Source organism: Micromonospora sp. NBC_00362 (genome assembly GCF_026342155.1).
GTDB classification, from domain to species: Bacteria; Actinomycetota; Actinomycetes; order Mycobacteriales; family Micromonosporaceae; genus Micromonospora; species Micromonospora hortensis.
Genome location: NZ_JAPENH010000001.1, coordinates 1,859,466 through 1,874,214 on the forward strand (window position 1 = coordinate 1,859,466; position 14,749 = coordinate 1,874,214).

The 14,749-nt window shown below is 67.9% G+C and carries 15 protein-coding genes; 12 read left to right on the forward strand and 3 right to left on the reverse strand.

Translation table 11 applies throughout. From position 1 onward, the window contains the following. Window positions 1-35: 35 nt before the first annotated feature. Window positions 36-779 carry a GntR family transcriptional regulator gene (locus tag OG992_RS08530; protein ID WP_238685070.1) on the reverse strand — a complete coding sequence of 248 codons (744 nt, stop codon included), beginning with the start codon at window positions 777-779 and terminating at the stop codon, window positions 36-38. Window positions 780-1,170: 391 nt separating this feature from the next. Here OG992_RS08530 and OG992_RS08535 point away from each other — a divergent pair, with 391 nt between their 5' ends. The 9 genes from OG992_RS08535 to OG992_RS08575 all read left to right on the forward strand — a co-directional run bounded on the left by OG992_RS08535 (window position 1,171) and on the right by OG992_RS08575 (window position 9,698). After that, complete coding sequence (locus OG992_RS08535; RefSeq protein ID WP_266302917.1) at window positions 1,171-2,604, forward strand: extracellular solute-binding protein; 1,434 nt, start codon at window positions 1,171-1,173, stop codon at window positions 2,602-2,604. A 101-nt stretch (window positions 2,605-2,705) separates the two neighbouring features. Further along, window positions 2,706-3,551 (forward strand): carbohydrate ABC transporter permease, encoded by an 846-nt coding sequence (locus OG992_RS08540; protein WP_238685072.1) that lies wholly within the window; start codon window positions 2,706-2,708, stop codon window positions 3,549-3,551. Further along, window positions 3,551-4,462 (forward strand): carbohydrate ABC transporter permease, encoded by a 912-nt coding sequence (locus OG992_RS08545; protein ID WP_266302918.1) that lies wholly within the window; start codon window positions 3,551-3,553, stop codon window positions 4,460-4,462. The genes OG992_RS08540 and OG992_RS08545 overlap by 1 nt, the downstream gene beginning before the upstream one ends. Then, entirely contained in the window at window positions 4,462-5,529 is a 1,068-nt protein-coding gene (locus tag OG992_RS08550) for an ABC transporter ATP-binding protein (protein WP_266302919.1), read from the forward strand. The genes OG992_RS08545 and OG992_RS08550 overlap by 1 nt, the downstream gene beginning before the upstream one ends. Further along, window positions 5,529-6,605 carry an ABC transporter ATP-binding protein gene (locus tag OG992_RS08555; RefSeq protein ID WP_266302920.1) on the forward strand — a complete coding sequence of 359 codons (1,077 nt, stop codon included), beginning with the start codon at window positions 5,529-5,531 and terminating at the stop codon, window positions 6,603-6,605. Before OG992_RS08550 ends, OG992_RS08555 begins: the two co-directional genes overlap by 1 nt. A gap of 23 nt (window positions 6,606-6,628) precedes the next feature. Next, the gene (locus OG992_RS08560) at window positions 6,629-6,775 is read left to right on the forward strand and encodes a hypothetical protein (protein ID WP_266302921.1); all 147 of its coding nucleotides are present in this window, start codon (window positions 6,629-6,631) and stop codon (window positions 6,773-6,775) included. A gap of 76 nt (window positions 6,776-6,851) precedes the next feature. Then, window positions 6,852-8,312 carry an NAD-dependent succinate-semialdehyde dehydrogenase gene (locus OG992_RS08565; protein WP_266302922.1) on the forward strand — a complete coding sequence of 487 codons (1,461 nt, stop codon included), beginning with the start codon at window positions 6,852-6,854 and terminating at the stop codon, window positions 8,310-8,312. Continuing rightward, window positions 8,309-8,458 carry a hypothetical protein gene (locus tag OG992_RS08570; protein WP_238685077.1) on the forward strand — a complete coding sequence of 50 codons (150 nt, stop codon included), beginning with the start codon at window positions 8,309-8,311 and terminating at the stop codon, window positions 8,456-8,458. The genes OG992_RS08565 and OG992_RS08570 overlap by 4 nt, the downstream gene beginning before the upstream one ends. After that, on the forward strand, window positions 8,451-9,698 hold the full coding sequence (locus OG992_RS08575; protein WP_266302923.1) for an iron-containing alcohol dehydrogenase: 1,248 nt from the start codon (window positions 8,451-8,453) through the stop codon (window positions 9,696-9,698). The genes OG992_RS08570 and OG992_RS08575 overlap by 8 nt, the downstream gene beginning before the upstream one ends. Window positions 9,699-9,813: 115 nt before the next feature. Here OG992_RS08575 and OG992_RS08580 read toward each other — a convergent pair whose 3' ends face one another. After that, entirely contained in the window at window positions 9,814-10,227 is a 414-nt protein-coding gene (locus OG992_RS08580; RefSeq protein ID WP_266302924.1) for a hypothetical protein, read from the reverse strand. A gap of 466 nt (window positions 10,228-10,693) precedes the next feature. Between OG992_RS08580 and OG992_RS08585 the strand changes: the two genes are divergently transcribed. From OG992_RS08585 to zwf, 3 genes are all read left to right on the forward strand, one after another. Then, entirely contained in the window at window positions 10,694-11,152 is a 459-nt protein-coding gene (locus OG992_RS08585) for a hypothetical protein (RefSeq protein ID WP_266302925.1), read from the forward strand. Window positions 11,153-11,493: 341 nt separating this feature from the next. Continuing rightward, window positions 11,494-11,628 (forward strand): hypothetical protein, encoded by a 135-nt coding sequence (locus tag OG992_RS08590; protein WP_258395732.1) that lies wholly within the window; start codon window positions 11,494-11,496, stop codon window positions 11,626-11,628. A 694-nt stretch (window positions 11,629-12,322) separates the two neighbouring features. Beyond that, window positions 12,323-13,816 (forward strand): glucose-6-phosphate dehydrogenase, encoded by a 1,494-nt coding sequence (zwf, locus tag OG992_RS08595; RefSeq protein ID WP_266302926.1) that lies wholly within the window; start codon window positions 12,323-12,325, stop codon window positions 13,814-13,816. A gap of 224 nt (window positions 13,817-14,040) precedes the next feature. Here zwf and OG992_RS08600 read toward each other — a convergent pair whose 3' ends face one another. Next, a complete protein-coding gene (locus OG992_RS08600) occupies window positions 14,041-14,580 on the reverse strand; it encodes a DinB family protein (protein WP_266302927.1) in 540 nt (179 codons plus the stop codon). Window positions 14,581-14,749: the final 169 nt, after the last annotated feature.

Genomic DNA, 14,749 nt, shown 5'->3' on the forward strand with positions numbered 1-14,749 from the left:
GGATTGAGTTAGCATTCCTGGGCCCAGCGCGCCCGTCAAGCCTCTACCGCCATTGCGCCCGCGCCCTCGATCTCGTCGAACAACCGTCGAAAACGCTCGCCGGACCGCAGGATGTGCCGACGCATCGCGTAGGCGGCGGCGTCAGGGTCACGCGCGGCGATCGCGGCCACAACTTCCTCGTGCTCGGCCATGGCCAGGTGAGTGACCTGGGTGTCGTGGTGAAGCCGGAAAAGGTGCACGTGGCTGTGCAGGCGAGCCAGCGCCTCACGGATGACCTGGTTCTCCGCGCTCAGGGCGACGAGATCGTGAAAAGCGGCGTCGCGTAAACCGAAGGCGCCATAGGCCATGAGCCCGTTGCCTCCCTCCAGCTCCGCCATCTCCTCCAACATCCGTCGCAGACCGGCCACCTGCTCCGAGGATGCGCGTTCGGCGGACCTGCGCGCCGCGGCCGGCTCGAGGAGCAGGCGGACCTCGAGCATGTCCTCGAATCGGTGACGGGTGATTTGGGGAGGAATGCGGTAGCCGGCATGGGGTACGCGCACGACCAGGCCCTCGGCCTCCATGCGGTTCAGAGCGTCTCGGATCGGCGTCTGTGAGACCCCCAACTCCCGCGCCAGGACGTCGATCGTGACGCGGGAGCCAGGCTCGATCCGTAGCGACATGAGCTGTTCGAGCAGCGTGTCGTACACCTCGTCGGCAAGCCGGCCGCCAGCTTTTCCCGGCAGCGTTGCGCCCGTCACGGCCCTGCGGCCCCGAGCGATCATCGCGTCGTCGTCCATCGTGACGTGAGGTCCCTTCTTGCACCTTCGGGAATCTGTTGACATCAGTCACAAGGCTGCGACATGCTGACGCCCCAACTCGATCGTATAGGAAAAGTGCCGGATGCTCGCCGTCCGGCACGATCGCGGAACCGCCCGCCATCGCTCCACTTCGATCACCTGGAGCTCCCATGATCATGCTCCACGTCCTGCCCGGTTCGTCACCAGCCCGCAGCTGGCCCGAAGGACTTCTCAACGGCAGGGAGCCCCGGTACACCGCTGCGTACTCGTGACGCCGGCCCGCGGGTCGGCCCCCGCGTCAACCCGGCGACACGCCTGAACAACCCAGCAACTGCTCGGCGAAGCACATAGCGAGGTTCTAGAAGTCCCCACCGAGAAAGCAGGCTTAGAGATGCGCCATCCGAAGCGAATAGGAAGAATTTCCGCCCCCGGCCGAAAGGTACGGCTGGCGACGGCGGCCATGCTGCTGGTGGCCACGACCATGACGGCTTGCGGCGAGGGCAAGGACGACGGCGAGAAGGCGAGCGCCCCCAAGGCGCCGGCGACCATCCCGGAGCTCACCACGGATCCGCTGACCCTCAGCTTCATCTGGTTCGACTGGCCGCCCGCCAAGGCACTGGAAGCCTTCGCGAACGCGGAGTACAAGAAGGAACGGCCGAACGCGACCGTCAAGGTCAACACTGTGCCGAACGCGAACTGGCACGACGCGATGTTCACCCAGTTCGCGGCGCGCAAGACCGACTTCGACATCGCGATCCTGGACTCGCAACACATCGGCGAGGCCGTGACGAACGGCAACATCCTCGACCTCACCGACTTCGTCAAGGAAAACATCGACGTCGCGGCCTACAACCCGTACCTCCTGGCGGCCTACGGCCAGTTCCCCCAGGCGGAGACCGGCAAACGCGACGAGAACGCCAGCCTGTACGGACTGCCGCTGCTCGGCGACACCTGGACGATGATCTACCGCAAGGACCTGATCGGCGACAAGCCGCCGCAGACCTGGGACCAGATGATCGCAGCCGCCGAAAAGTGCCAAAGGGACAACCCCGGCGTCAGCGGGCTGGCTTTCCACCAGGCCAACGGCTCCGACGCCGCGGCCGTCACCTACAACACTGTCAACGGCGTCTACGGCGGCAACCTCTGGGACTCCAAGACGCGCAAGATCGATGGCGTCATCAACGACGCTGCCGGCCAGGAGGCGATGGACGTCCTGGTCAACAAGATGAAGCCGCTGACCGCCAAGGGCTCCGGCAACTGGTTCATCGACGAGGTGAACGCGGCTGTCGCCCAGGGCAAGGCCTGCATCGCGTTCAACTGGATCGCCGCGAGCGGCGGTCTGCTCGATCCGAAGCAGTCGACGCTCGGCACCACCCGGGAGCAGATCCTCGACAAGCTGGGTTTCGCCACCCTGCCGAGCCAGAAGACGAACCTGGTCCCTCTCGGCGGTATGGGGATGCACGTGTCGGCCTACTCCGCCACGGCAAACCAGACCGAGGCCCTGAACTTCATGAAGTGGTTCGAGCGGGCTGACGTCCAGAAGAAGTGGGCCGCGGCCGGTGGCGTGCCATCGCGGACGGACGCCCTGGAGTCGCCCGAGTTCCTCAATGCCGGGCCGTTCAACCAGGTGTACACCGACTCGGTTCCGCGGATGCGGGACATGTGGAACGTGCCCGAGTACGCACGCCTCGTCGACATCGAGAACACCAACGTGAACGCGGCTCTCAACGGCGCGAAGAAGCCGAAGGATGCGCTCGACGACATCGCCAAGGAGCAGCAGGGCGTGCTCGACTCGAGCAACCGCAAGGGTGGCGGCGGACTGTGAGTGACCCCGTCCCTCTGACGACCGACGATCCCGGGCAGGTGGCGTCCGCAAGGCCGCCTGCCCGGCGTCGGTCCCCTCGGCTGAGCGACCGCGGGCTCGCCGTGGCCTTCATCTCCCCCGCGATGCTGCTGCTGCTCGCCATGTCGGTGTTCCCGTTGCTGTGGGCGTTGTACCTGTCGTTCACCGACTACTCGGCCACCCGCGGGGGGCCCGCCACTGTCATCGGGTTCGGCAACTACACCGCCATCCTGACGTCGGCGCAGGTCCACACGAGGGCCCTGACGACGTTGATCTACGTGGTCGGCGCGGTCGGCCTGCAGACAGTGCTCGGATTCGGCATCGCCTACCTGATCTCACGGCGCACGCACGGGCGAGGAGCGCTGACCACGCTGTTCCTGGTTCCGATGATGCTGTCGCCGGTCGTGGTCGGGCTGTTCTGGCGCTTCATGCTCGACGCGCAGTTCGGCGTGGTCAACAGCATGCTCGGCTCGCTCGGCCTGGGGCAGGTGGAGTGGCTCACCCGGCAGCGGACGGCACTGCTGTCCCTGATCGTGGTCGACACCTGGCAATGGACGCCGTTCATCATGCTCATCGCACTCGCGGGCCTGACCGCGGTTCCCAAGTATCTCTACGAGGCCGCCTCGATCGACCGGGCCTCCGAGTGGTTCCGGTTTCGCACCATCACCCTTCCGCTGGTATGGCCGCTGCTTCTCATTGCCGTGATGTTCAGGGCCATCGAGGCATTCCGGCTGTTCGACCTCGTCTACATCCTCACCAACGGCGGCCCGGGTGTCTCCACCGAGACGTTGTCGTTCCACATCTACAAGGTCGCGTTCCTGGGCTTCAACACCGGAACCGCTTCGGCGTACGGAATCCTCATGGTCCTCGTCGTCATCGTCCTCACGCAGTTCTACCTGCGCTACCTGAACAAGCTCAAGGAGGGCTGATGGCCGTCTCCGTCGACGAGGCCGTGTCCACAGGTCCTGCCCGGGACCACACGCCCCCCGCGCGGCGCCTGGGCGGCCGAGGTCGCTCCGTGCTGGAGGTCACGCTGCTGACCGTGCTGGCCGTCGTGATGCTCTTTCCGGTGCTGTGGATGATCGAGACGTCCATCAAGGAGAACCGGGACGTCTACGCCATCCCCGCCAAGTTCTTCGACTTCAAGATCACTCTGGAACATTACAAGGACGTGTTCGTCGACCCCGGCGGCGGTCGCTCAGCCTTGTCCGTCGCGTTCCTCAACTCCGTCGTGGTCGCCGGGGTCTCCACGGTGCTGGCCACCGTGCTGGGGGTCCCGGCGGCCTGGGCCTACTCACGCTTCGCCGTGAAGGCCAAGAAGGACCAACTGTTCTTCATCCTGTCCACGCGCTTCATGCCGCCCGTGGTGGTCGTGGTCCCGATCTTCCTCATGTACCGCCAGGTCGGACTCATCGACAACAAGCTCGGCCTGATTCTCATCTACACCGCGTTCAACGTCCCGTTCACGATCTGGATGATGAAGGGCTTCGTCGACGAGGTGCCGGCGGAGTACGAGGATGCCGCCATGCTCGACGGCTACACCCGTTTGCAGGCGTTCCGGCGATTCACCCTTCCCCTGCTCGTGCCCGGCATCGCCGCGACGGCGGTCTTCGCACTCATCTTCTCGTGGAACGAGTTCGTGTTCGCCACCTTCCTCACCTCCAGCGACGACGTCCGGACGGCCCCACCCGCGATCGCCGGCCTCATCGGCGGCACCACGACGGACTGGGGTCTCGTGGCCGCCGCCTCCGTGGTGTTCGCCCTGCCGGTGCTCGTCTTCGCGTACCTGGTGCGCAAGCACCTCATCGCCGGTGTGACGCTCGGGGCGGTGCGACGCTGATGGCGGGCATCGAGGTGACCGCCCTGCACAAGCGCTACCCGGACGGGACGGTAGCGGTTGAACACGTGGATCTGTCGATCGGCCACGGCGAGCTGTTCGTGATGCTCGGGCCCTCGGGTTGCGGCAAGACGACCACGCTGCGGGCCATAGCCGGCCTGGAGAAGCAGACGACGGGCGACATCCGCATCGGCGACACGCTGGTCAACGACCTGCCGCCCGCCGAGCGCGACATCGCCATGGTGTTCCAGTTCTACGCCCTCTACCCGCATCTGAAGACCCGCGACAACCTGGCGTTCCCGCTGCGGGCAGAGGGACTGCCCAAGCCGGAGGTGCACGAGCGGGTCACCGAGGCCGCCCGGCTGATGCGGCTTGGTCCGCTCCTGGACCGGCGACCCCGCCAGCTGTCCGGCGGGGAGCAGCAGCGCGTCGCGCTCGCTCGCGCCCTGGTGCGACGACCGCGCGCCTTCCTCATGGATGAACCGCTCACCAATCTGGACGCTGAACTGAGGGCGGACATGCGCACCGAGATCAAGCACCTGCAGGGGGAGCTGGGGGCGACGATGGTCTACGTCACCCACGATCAGGTCGAGGCGATGTCGCTCGGTCACCGAATCGCCATCCTCAACAAGGGCCGTGTCGAGCAGATCGGCACGCCGCTGGAGGTCTACGACCGTCCCGCGAGTCTCTTCTGCGCCGCATTCATCGGCTCCCCGCCGATGAACCTGATCGAGGTGGAGGTGGCCGACGGGAAGCTGCGCGGTGAGGGCGGACTGGCCCTCACGCCACCGCCAGGCCTGCCGCGCGACCGTCGCCTGATCGCAGGCGTCCGGCCGGAGGCGCTGGAAGTCACCGCACCAGGGGCGGAACAGTCGGTCCCGGCCCGCGTGGTCTCGGCGGAGTGGCTGGGCGACGAAATCATCTACGTGGTCGACCACGGCGGCCAGCGCGACGTACGGGTTCGGATGCCACCGACTGTCCGTTTCGCCGCTGACGCAACGGTCGGGCTGCGGCACACCGGCGGGAACCCGGCGGTCTACGACGTGAGCACGGAAGAGCTGGTGGCCTGATGGGAACCGTTGCCGCGCGCGGGCTGCGCAAGTCCTTCGGAAAAGTCCAGGCACTCGACGGGGTGACGCTGGACGTGCCGGACGGCTCGTTCTTCGTCGTACTCGGGCCCTCCGGGGCAGGCAAGACGACGACCCTACGAGCGATAGCCGGCCTCGACAAGCTTGACGCCGGGTCGGTGCATCTGGACGGCAGGGACGCGACCGGTGACACCCCGGCCGCCCGCGACCTGGCCATGGTCTTCCAGAGCTACGCCCTCTACCCGCGACACACGGTGTACGAGAACATCGCCTCGCCGCTGCGGGCACGCCGCTGCTCGTCAAGTGAGATCGCCGCCGCCGTGGAGCAGATGTCGGGCCTGCTGCACATCGAACGTCTGCTGCAGCGTCGTCCCGCCCAGTTGTCGGGCGGTGAGATGCAGCGCGTCGCCCTGGCCCGGGCGCTGGTCCGTCGCCCGCGCGCGTTTCTCATGGACGAACCGCTGACGAACCTCGACCTCAAGCTCCGTGTCGAGATGCGCACCGAGCTCACCCGCATCCACCGGAGCCTCGGAGCGACCTTCGTCTACGTGACGAACGACCAGGTCGAAGCCCTGTCCATGGCCGACCAGGTCGCGGTCCTCAAGGAGGGAGAGGTGCAACAGGTCGGAACGCCGACCGAGGTGTACGAGCGTCCCGCCAACCAGTGGGTCGCGGGATTCGTCGGGAGCCCGCCGATCAGCCTGCTCGCCTGCCACGCCGAGGGAGATCGTCTGGTCGGTGCGGCAGGCTGGACGCTACCGCGGCCCCGCTGGACCACGGCCGAGGACGGTCGTGAGCTGCTGCTGGGCCTGCGGGCGGAGGACCTGTCCGTCGAGCAACGTGGGCACGCGTCGTTGTCGGGTGAGCTCTACGGGCTCGAGCCACTCGGTGACCGAACGGTGGTCGACGTCCGAGTGGGGACGGAGATCCTCAAGGTCAAGGCACGACCCACCGTCACCGGTACGCCGGGCGAACGGCTGCTCGTCACTGTCGACCTGGATCGGGCGCACCTGTTCGATGCGGGCACCGGGCTGTCGCTGTCCGAGGCGGGGCGGTAACGGCACCCGACGGCGACGGCGACATGCGCCCGCACCCGGTGATCGAGCCGCTGTGGACCCTCACCAGCGAGCACGGCCTGACGACGCTGAGACGACAGCGGCCCGCGAAGGCGATCGGCGGCGCGGGCTTCGCCCCGCCCAGCAACCTCTCCCCCGACGAGGGCGTGTGACCCGTCCGTCTACGCACACAGCGCGATCGCTAAAGGCACGCCGGACATCACGAAGAAGATCACAGGAGGCGACGCGATGAGTGACCCGATGAACGTGCTGGCCCCCGAGCACCGGCGGCTGCGGATCGGCGACGCCTGGCGCGACGCCGCGAGCGGAGCGACCTTTGCCGTCGAGGACCCGGCCACCGGCAAGACCATCGCCGAGGTGGCGGACGCCGACGTCGTTGACGGGCTCGCCGCAGTGGACGCGGCGAGCACGGCGATGGCGGAGTGGGCGGCGACCCCGCCGCGGAAACGGTCAGAGTTGTTGACCGCGACGTACCGGGCACTGACCGAGCGATCCGAGGATGTTGCCCGACTCATCACGCTCGAGATGGGCAAGCCGCTCGCCGAGGCTCGTGGAGAGGTGGCCTACGGCGCCGAGTTCTTCCGTTGGTTCGCCGAGGAGGCGGTCCGCGTCGAGGGTCGCTACAGCACCGCTCCCTCAGGTGGATACCGCATCCTCACCGTGCCGAAGCCGGTCGGACCGTGCGTCTTCGTGACGCCCTGGAACTTCCCGTTGGCCATGGGTGCCCGCAAGATCGCTCCTGCGCTGGCCGCGGGCTGCACGACGATCACCAAGCCAGCAGGCCAGACGCCACTCACCATGCTGTTCCTGGCCCGCATCATGGAGGAGGTCGGCGTTCCCCCGGGCGTCGTCAACGTGGTGACCACCAAACGTTCCGGCGAGGTGGTCTCCGCACTGCTGGCCGACAGTCGGACCCGCAAGCTCTCGTTCACCGGGTCGACCGAGGTCGGGCGCGTACTGCTTCGACAGGCTGCGGACAACGTGCTGCGCACCTCCATGGAACTGGGCGGCAACGCGGCCCTGATCGTGTGTGCCGACGCTGACCTCGACGTCGCGCTCGACGGTGCCATGGTGGCCAAGATGCGCAACATCGGGGAATCCTGCATCGCCGCCAACCGGATCTACGTCGAGGAGCCGATACGCGAGGAGTTCGCGGCGCGCTTCGCCGAGCGGATGGGCGCGCTTTCGGTGGGCCATGGTCTCGACGACGGCGTGAACGTCGGGGCGTTGATCGACGAGGCCTCGGTCACCAAGATCGACGAACTCGTCGCCGATGCGGTCAATCGCGGCGCCCGGGTCCTGGTGGGCGGCGAACGTCCGGATGGGCCGGGCCACTTCTACCCGCCCACCGTCCTCGTCGACGTGCCCGACGACGCGCGGATGCTGAAGGCGGAAATCTTCGGCCCGGTGGCGCCGATCATCTCGTTCACGTCCGACGACGAGGTGATGGCGAAGGCCAACGACACCGAGCACGGCCTGGCCGGATACGTCTTCACCCGTGACCTCCAGCGGGCGCTCCGGTTCACCGAAGGCCTGGACACGGGGATGCTCGGCATCAACCGTGGCCTGATATCGGACCCGTCAGCTCCGTTCGGCGGCGTGAAACAGTCCGGGATCGGCAAGGAGGGGTCGCACGAGGGCATCCTCGAATACCTCGACCTCACCTACGTGGCGATCGACCTCCCGTGACCGGCCTGCCGCTCCGGGCGCCCGCCGCGCGCGCCTGCGCCACCCGGGCCGCCAACCTCGCCGACGCCGTCCCGGTCTCGCAGGTGACCTGGACGTCCGCCCCGCTCATCGCCGCCGACGTTCCGGAGAGGCACCGACATGCTTGAGACCGTCCGCGGACCACGCCAGCTGATAGTGGGCGAAGGGGTCGCACAGAACATCCCACGAGTGGTGGCCGAGAGCGGCTCGCGAGTCCTCATCGTGACCGACCAGATTCTTCTGGGGCAGCCGGGCGTGGCCGAGATCGTGGCCGCCGTGCGGGAGAAGGTCACTGTCGTCGAGGTGTTCGCCGACGCGACTCCGGACGTACCACTCTCCGACGTCGCGGTGGCCGTCTCGGCCGCCGCCGAGGTGGACGCCGACGTGATCCTCGCCATCGGGGGTGGCACGGTGATCGACCTCGCCAAAATCGTCGGCGTCATCCGCCGCCACGGTGGGAGCCCTCGCGACTTCTACGGCGAATCGAGAGTGCCGGGACCGACGATTCCTCTCGTCGCGGTCCCGACGACGTCAGGCACCGGCTCCGAGCTGACACCCGTCTCGGTGTTGACCGACCCGGACCGCGAGCTGAAGGTGGGAGTCTCCAGCGTCCACATCGTGCCCGACTTCGCCATCGTCGACCCCGAACTCACCTACACCTGCCCGGCGACCGTCACCGCCCACTCCGGCGTCGACGCCTTCTGTCACGCCGTGGAGAGCTACACCGCGCGACCCCGGGCCCACGGACCGCGCGACCCGGTGGAGCAGGTGTTCCTCGGCCGCAACCCGATCACCGACCACTACGCGCTCCGCGCCGCGGAGCGAATCGCCCGTAGCTTGCGCCGTGCTGTCACTGACGGAGGCGACACGGACGCGCGCGCTGACATGTCCTACGGGTCCATGCTCGCCGGGCTCGCCTTCTCCCACGCGGGCAACGCGGCCCCGCACGCTCTCCAATACCCCATCGGCGCAGCCACCCACACGCCGCATGGCGTGGGCGTCGGGCTGCTCCTGCCCTACGCGCTGGACGCGGCCAGGGATGCGATCAGCGACCGGCTGGCCATCCTCGCCCGGGTGTGCGGGCTCGACGTGACCGACGCCTCCGACGCCGAGGCCGCAGACACGTTCCTCACCTGGCTCGACGAGCTCCTTGCCGACATTGGCATCCCTCGCACCCTGGCGGACATCGGCGTGGCACGCGCCGACCTCCCGCGCTTCGCGGAGATGGCCAGTGGCGTCACCCGCCTGATCCAGAACCATCCGGGCCCGACCGACACCGCCAGCCTGGCCGCGATCCTCGAAGCGGCCTGGACCGGGGACCGGACCCGACACGCCCTGACTCCAAGCAGAGACAGCTCCTCCACATGACGACGAGTTCCCTGCCCCACTCTGGGTGTCGGAATGCTCGGCCACGCCATCGCGCCCGACGTCGCAACCCTCCTCGGGTGAAGCCTTCCCGGCAATCCAGCCTAGGGATGCTGGATCATGTCCCGGTCTTGGGAACCCATGGAGGAGGCCATGCCGGCGGCGGTAGCGTTCCGCCACCTACACCAAGATCGTTCCGGGCGCATTCGTAGTACTTGTCGCGGTACTTCTCCATCTCCCGAATCGCCGGCAGCCACTGCTCGGCATCCGTCAACCGACCACGTGCGTACCAATCGAGACGGTGGACAGCTTGATGCCAATCACGTGCAGCAGCAACAACCTCCGGGCTGCCCAATAGCAGCATCGATTCCCACCGCGCTCCACGATCGTCCTCCGCCGCGGCCAAGAGCGGGAGCCCCTCTTCCGGGGTCAGGTGGGCCGCGGAGTGGTCGAACCCTCGCGCTGCCGCGATGCGACACGACAGGTAGGCCCACCGCTTGACGGAGCCGCCATATTCGGCATACACCCGCATGCGGCTCTCGTCCCAACGGACCCGCTGGCTGCGCCGCCATCGTGCTCGCTCCCCCGCGCTGCTGACAAGGTAAGAGGCGAGGGCTCCCACGATCACGCCGACTAGCGCTGGAAGCTGCTGGGCAAGGACAACCATCGACCATCCAAACCTGCCGCGGACCCGCAAGACCCGCCACGATCGTCACTCAACCTCTGCCGCACATCCGCCGCCAACGATCGCAGACGCGCGCAAGGCATACCCCGCGGCGAGGGGGTGGATGTCCACCGGCACCACGGTAAGACCACTGCGGACACGCCGGCACGATCGTGACCGAGAGCGTCCACCGGCACCAACTACGGCCGGGTGCTCCTGGGCGGCTCGGTCGCCGGCCGATAGCGCCCTCCGCCGGCAAGCGTCGACCGGCATGGCTGGAAAGAAGCTGCACGGCGGCGCGCTGCCGTTGGGGGGACTGCCGCATCATTGACTGATGAGCGACCCCAGGATGCAGGTGCGAGCACGGGTGCGGCACGAGCCTGACCGCTCATACGCCGTACTGGTCGAGGGTCCGGACGGCGAGGTGGAGGTAGGCCGCACTGATAAGACAGCGGGTCTCTGGGCACTGGCCTGGGCCGGTGCAGCTCGCCTGTTCGGTGAAAGCCTCGGCGCGGACAACCTCACCCTGCACGTCCCCCAGCCGCCCTACGGCCAGGACGGGCAGTGGGTTCGCATCGTCTTCGTGGCGGATTCGAATGACCCCTCCGAGAGCGCCGACATCGGTGTCCTGGCGCAGGCGCGCTGGTTCGGCCACGAAGGTGCCTGGTTCGTAACAGTCACCGGTACCGGTACCAGCATCGTTCCGAGCGAGCACCTGGACTTCGAACCAGTTGTCACTGATGAACAAGTAGCGGCGTTCCACACCTACATCACCGCTGCGGCCGCAGGCTGAGGCCGTGCCGCCCGTCCGCCGCTGACCCGCACACCGTGGAGCGGGCCTGCCCTGCGGTGACAGGAAGCGCCCCGCCGGAGGCAGCCTGGGAATACGCCCCTGTGGGCGAGGACCGCCGCGCCGGCCGCGCTATCGCGACCCGCCTACCGCAGCGGTGAGGCGGCACGAACTATCGCCCCACGATCGTCGATGCGCTTCCCAACGTCGGCGAGAGCTGGAACAGCGTAGGGTCGGCGTGCAGAGAAGGACTTCGCGCCCGCCGCGGGTCTCCTGTCACCTGCCGCCGCGATCAGGCGAGTACCACGCTGCACGTTCACCGACCTGCTCCAGGAGGTTCGATCATGTCCAAGGACTCGACGAGCAAGGCGAACGTCAAGAAGAAGGGCAAGACGATCAAGGAGAAGCAGACTGCGAAGCGCCTGAAGCGCGACGAGCAGAACGGGCAATCCTCAAACATCGTGTCCACCGGGCGCTGACGCCGGCAGAATCGCTCCATTCTCCGAGTACGGCGATGACGGTGGGGACTGACAATCGTCACGTCCCCACCTGCCGCTGCTGCCGTAGAACCCGCGGGCCAGTCGCAGAGTCCCAGAGGATCCGGCGGGCGCTGGGACGCCGAGCGAGGACCAGCAGACCGGGGATGATGAGCTACGCCCCATTCCGAGGTGAGAGCCGCAGGCAAAACCGCTGCGGTGGAGCTGGCTGACGCAGCGAGCATGAGGTCCCCCACCGCCCACCGACGCCGCTCCCGCTCGCGTTGGGCACCTCAAGAATCCGCTGCGGCCTGGTGCTGCGGGGCGAGCACTCTGCCGGTCATCTTCCGGTCACAGGCGGATACGAACAGCCCTTCAATGAGACCGGCATCAGGATGGGCCACCACCACCAGACCAGCGCAACGCCGCAACCGCCCGCTGGCGGTCCGCGGCGCCGCCGTCGGCGAGACCGTTGACCTCCGCGGGCTATCTGGCCACGATCATTCGTACCACCATCACGTACGCCGACAGACCGCACCGGATCGCCTACCCATCAGCCGAGCATGGGACGCTCAAGCTCCGTGACCAACGGGGCACGCCGCGTGGCCCCGGACACTACCGCCACAGCCCGCGCTATCCCTGGCAGGACAGCGCCGCCCCCGATCCCACACCCCTTGTGCCCGGAGGAACGCAGACCATGGACCACGCATCTCAGCTCATCCAGGAGCGGAGTGCCCCGCCGGCCACGCTGGTGATCTTCGGCGCCTCCGGTGACCTGACCCGGCGTAAGCTGCTGCCCGCCATCGAGAGCCTGGCTCGGCACGAGCGGCTCCCGGACCAGTTCGCGGTGGTCGGCGTCGCCCGTACGTCGATGACCGACGAGCAGTTCGCCGAGAGCGCCCTCGGCGAACGCACCCTCGCCAGCAAGCGGCAGCTCCAGGGCGGCGTGCGGTACGTGGCCGGCGGCTACGACGACCCGGAGACCTACAAGCGGCTCGTGGAGACCCTCGACGAGTTGGACACACAACGGGGCACGTCCGGCAACCGCCTCTTCTACCTGTCCACCCCGGCCGGGGCCTTCGAGCCGGTGATCAACGGACTGGCCGCTGTGGGGCTCAACCAGCCACGCGAAGGCTCCTTCTCCCGCCTGGTCATCGAGAAGCCGTACGGGCGCGACCTGGTCACGGCCCGCGAGCTCGACGGCGTCGTGCACAGCGCGTTCGACGAGCACCAGGTCTTTCGCATTGATCACTATCTGGGCAAGGACACCGTCCAGAACGTGCTGGCGCTGCGCTTCGCGAACTCGATCTTCCAGCCCATCTGGGATCGCTCCTGGGTCGACCACGTGCAGATCACCGTCGCCGAGACCCTCGGCGTCGGCAGCCGCGGCGGCTTCTACGAGGACGCCGGCGCGATGCGGGACATCGTGCAGAACCACGTGCTCCAGGTCCTCGCGCTGGCACTGATGGAGCCACCGGCCTCATTCGAGGCTGAGGGCCTGCGCAACGAGAAGGTGAAGCTGCTGCAGGCGATCCGGCTCCCCACCGACCGGGACATCGCCGAAGCCGCGGTCCGGGGCCAGTACACCCGGGGCGGCACCCGCGAGGAGCTGATGGCCGGCTACCGCGAGGAGCCCGGCGTCGACCCCCTGTCGCGGACCGAGACCTACGCCGCGATGCGGCTCAACGTGGACAACTGGCGGTGGGCCGGGGTGCCGTTCTACGTCCGCACCGGCAAGCGCCTGCCGGCCCGGCTCACCGAGGTGGCGCTGCAGTTCCAGCGGCCGCCGCACCTGCCGATCCCGACCGACCAGCTCACCGGCCTCGATGCTGACGCGCTGATCCTGCGGATCCAGCCGAACGAGGGCATCTCGCTGCGCTTCGGCGCCAAAGTGCCGGGCCACTCCTTCCGGGTCCGCACCGCCACGATGGAGTTCTCCTACGACCAGACGTTCGTCGAGGAGTCCCCGGAGGCGTACGAGCGTCTGCTCCTGGACGCGCTGATCGGTGACGCGTCGCTGTTCATCCGCAGCGACGAGGTGCAGCAGTGCTGGCGGATCGTCGACCCGATCATCGACAACTGGGAGAAGGACAACTCGCCGATCCCCACCTACGAGGCCGCCTCCTGGGGCCCGACCGACGCCGACCGGCTCATCGGCCGGCACGGCCGCAAGTGGCGCAACTCCGCGTGACTCTGCCACAACGAGTGTGACCGCGCTGCTGAGCCCGATCGCTTGGTCTCACCATCGACTCGCAGCGCGGTCCTCTCAGTGGGCCGGTCACCGACGTCCGCCCGCTGACGCTACGGAACTGGTTCGGCCGGCCGATGAGGCTCGCGACGGCTTCTACCGCGCCGCGCGAGGCAGCCTCGGTGTCCCCGGCGGCGGCTGCGGCAACGCCTTCAGCTACGACAGGGTCACAGGCCGGTTCGCCCGTCGATGCACTCACGCAGGAGGTCGGCGTGGCCGGCGTGCCGCGCATACTCCTCGAGCACGTGGACAAGCACGTCGCGTGTGCCGTGGCTGCCACCGTCGACCGGCACCTCGCGGCCCAGGTCGGCCTCCTCGAGGGCGTCGAGCCATTCGTCGGCCTTGGCGATCTCGGCCTTCCAGGTTGCGAAGGCGTCCTTCACCATTGCTGGGTCGGGGACCGCGCCCCCGAAGTCCCCACCCGGGTCGTCCTCGTGCTGGTAGAGGAGCGGTGCGTCGGTCCGCCCTTGCAGCACGCGCTGGAACCAGTGGTTCTCCACCTGAGCCAAATGGCGCACCAGGCCGAGCAAGCTCAGGGTGCTGGGCGGTATCGAGCGTCGGCCGAGTTGCTCGGCGTCCAGTCCGTCGCATTTCATCTCTATGGTCAGACGGTAGTTGCCGAGGTACTCCCGGTAGGTCGCCTTTTCGCCGACGGGTTGACCGAAGGTCCTGGGGTCGCCCTCCGGTGCGGTCCACAGTTTGCTCACGGCGCCACCCAATAGCGGGCGGACTGCACCAGTCAAGCGATTTGCGGTGCCCCAACGTCGACGGCCGCCAGGAGGAATTCGATCGCCGCTCGCTCGTCGGCTAGAAGCGAATGTTGACGCATCCGCGTCTTCACCCAAAGGTTCACAGTCGGTCGCCAGCGGCTCGGGG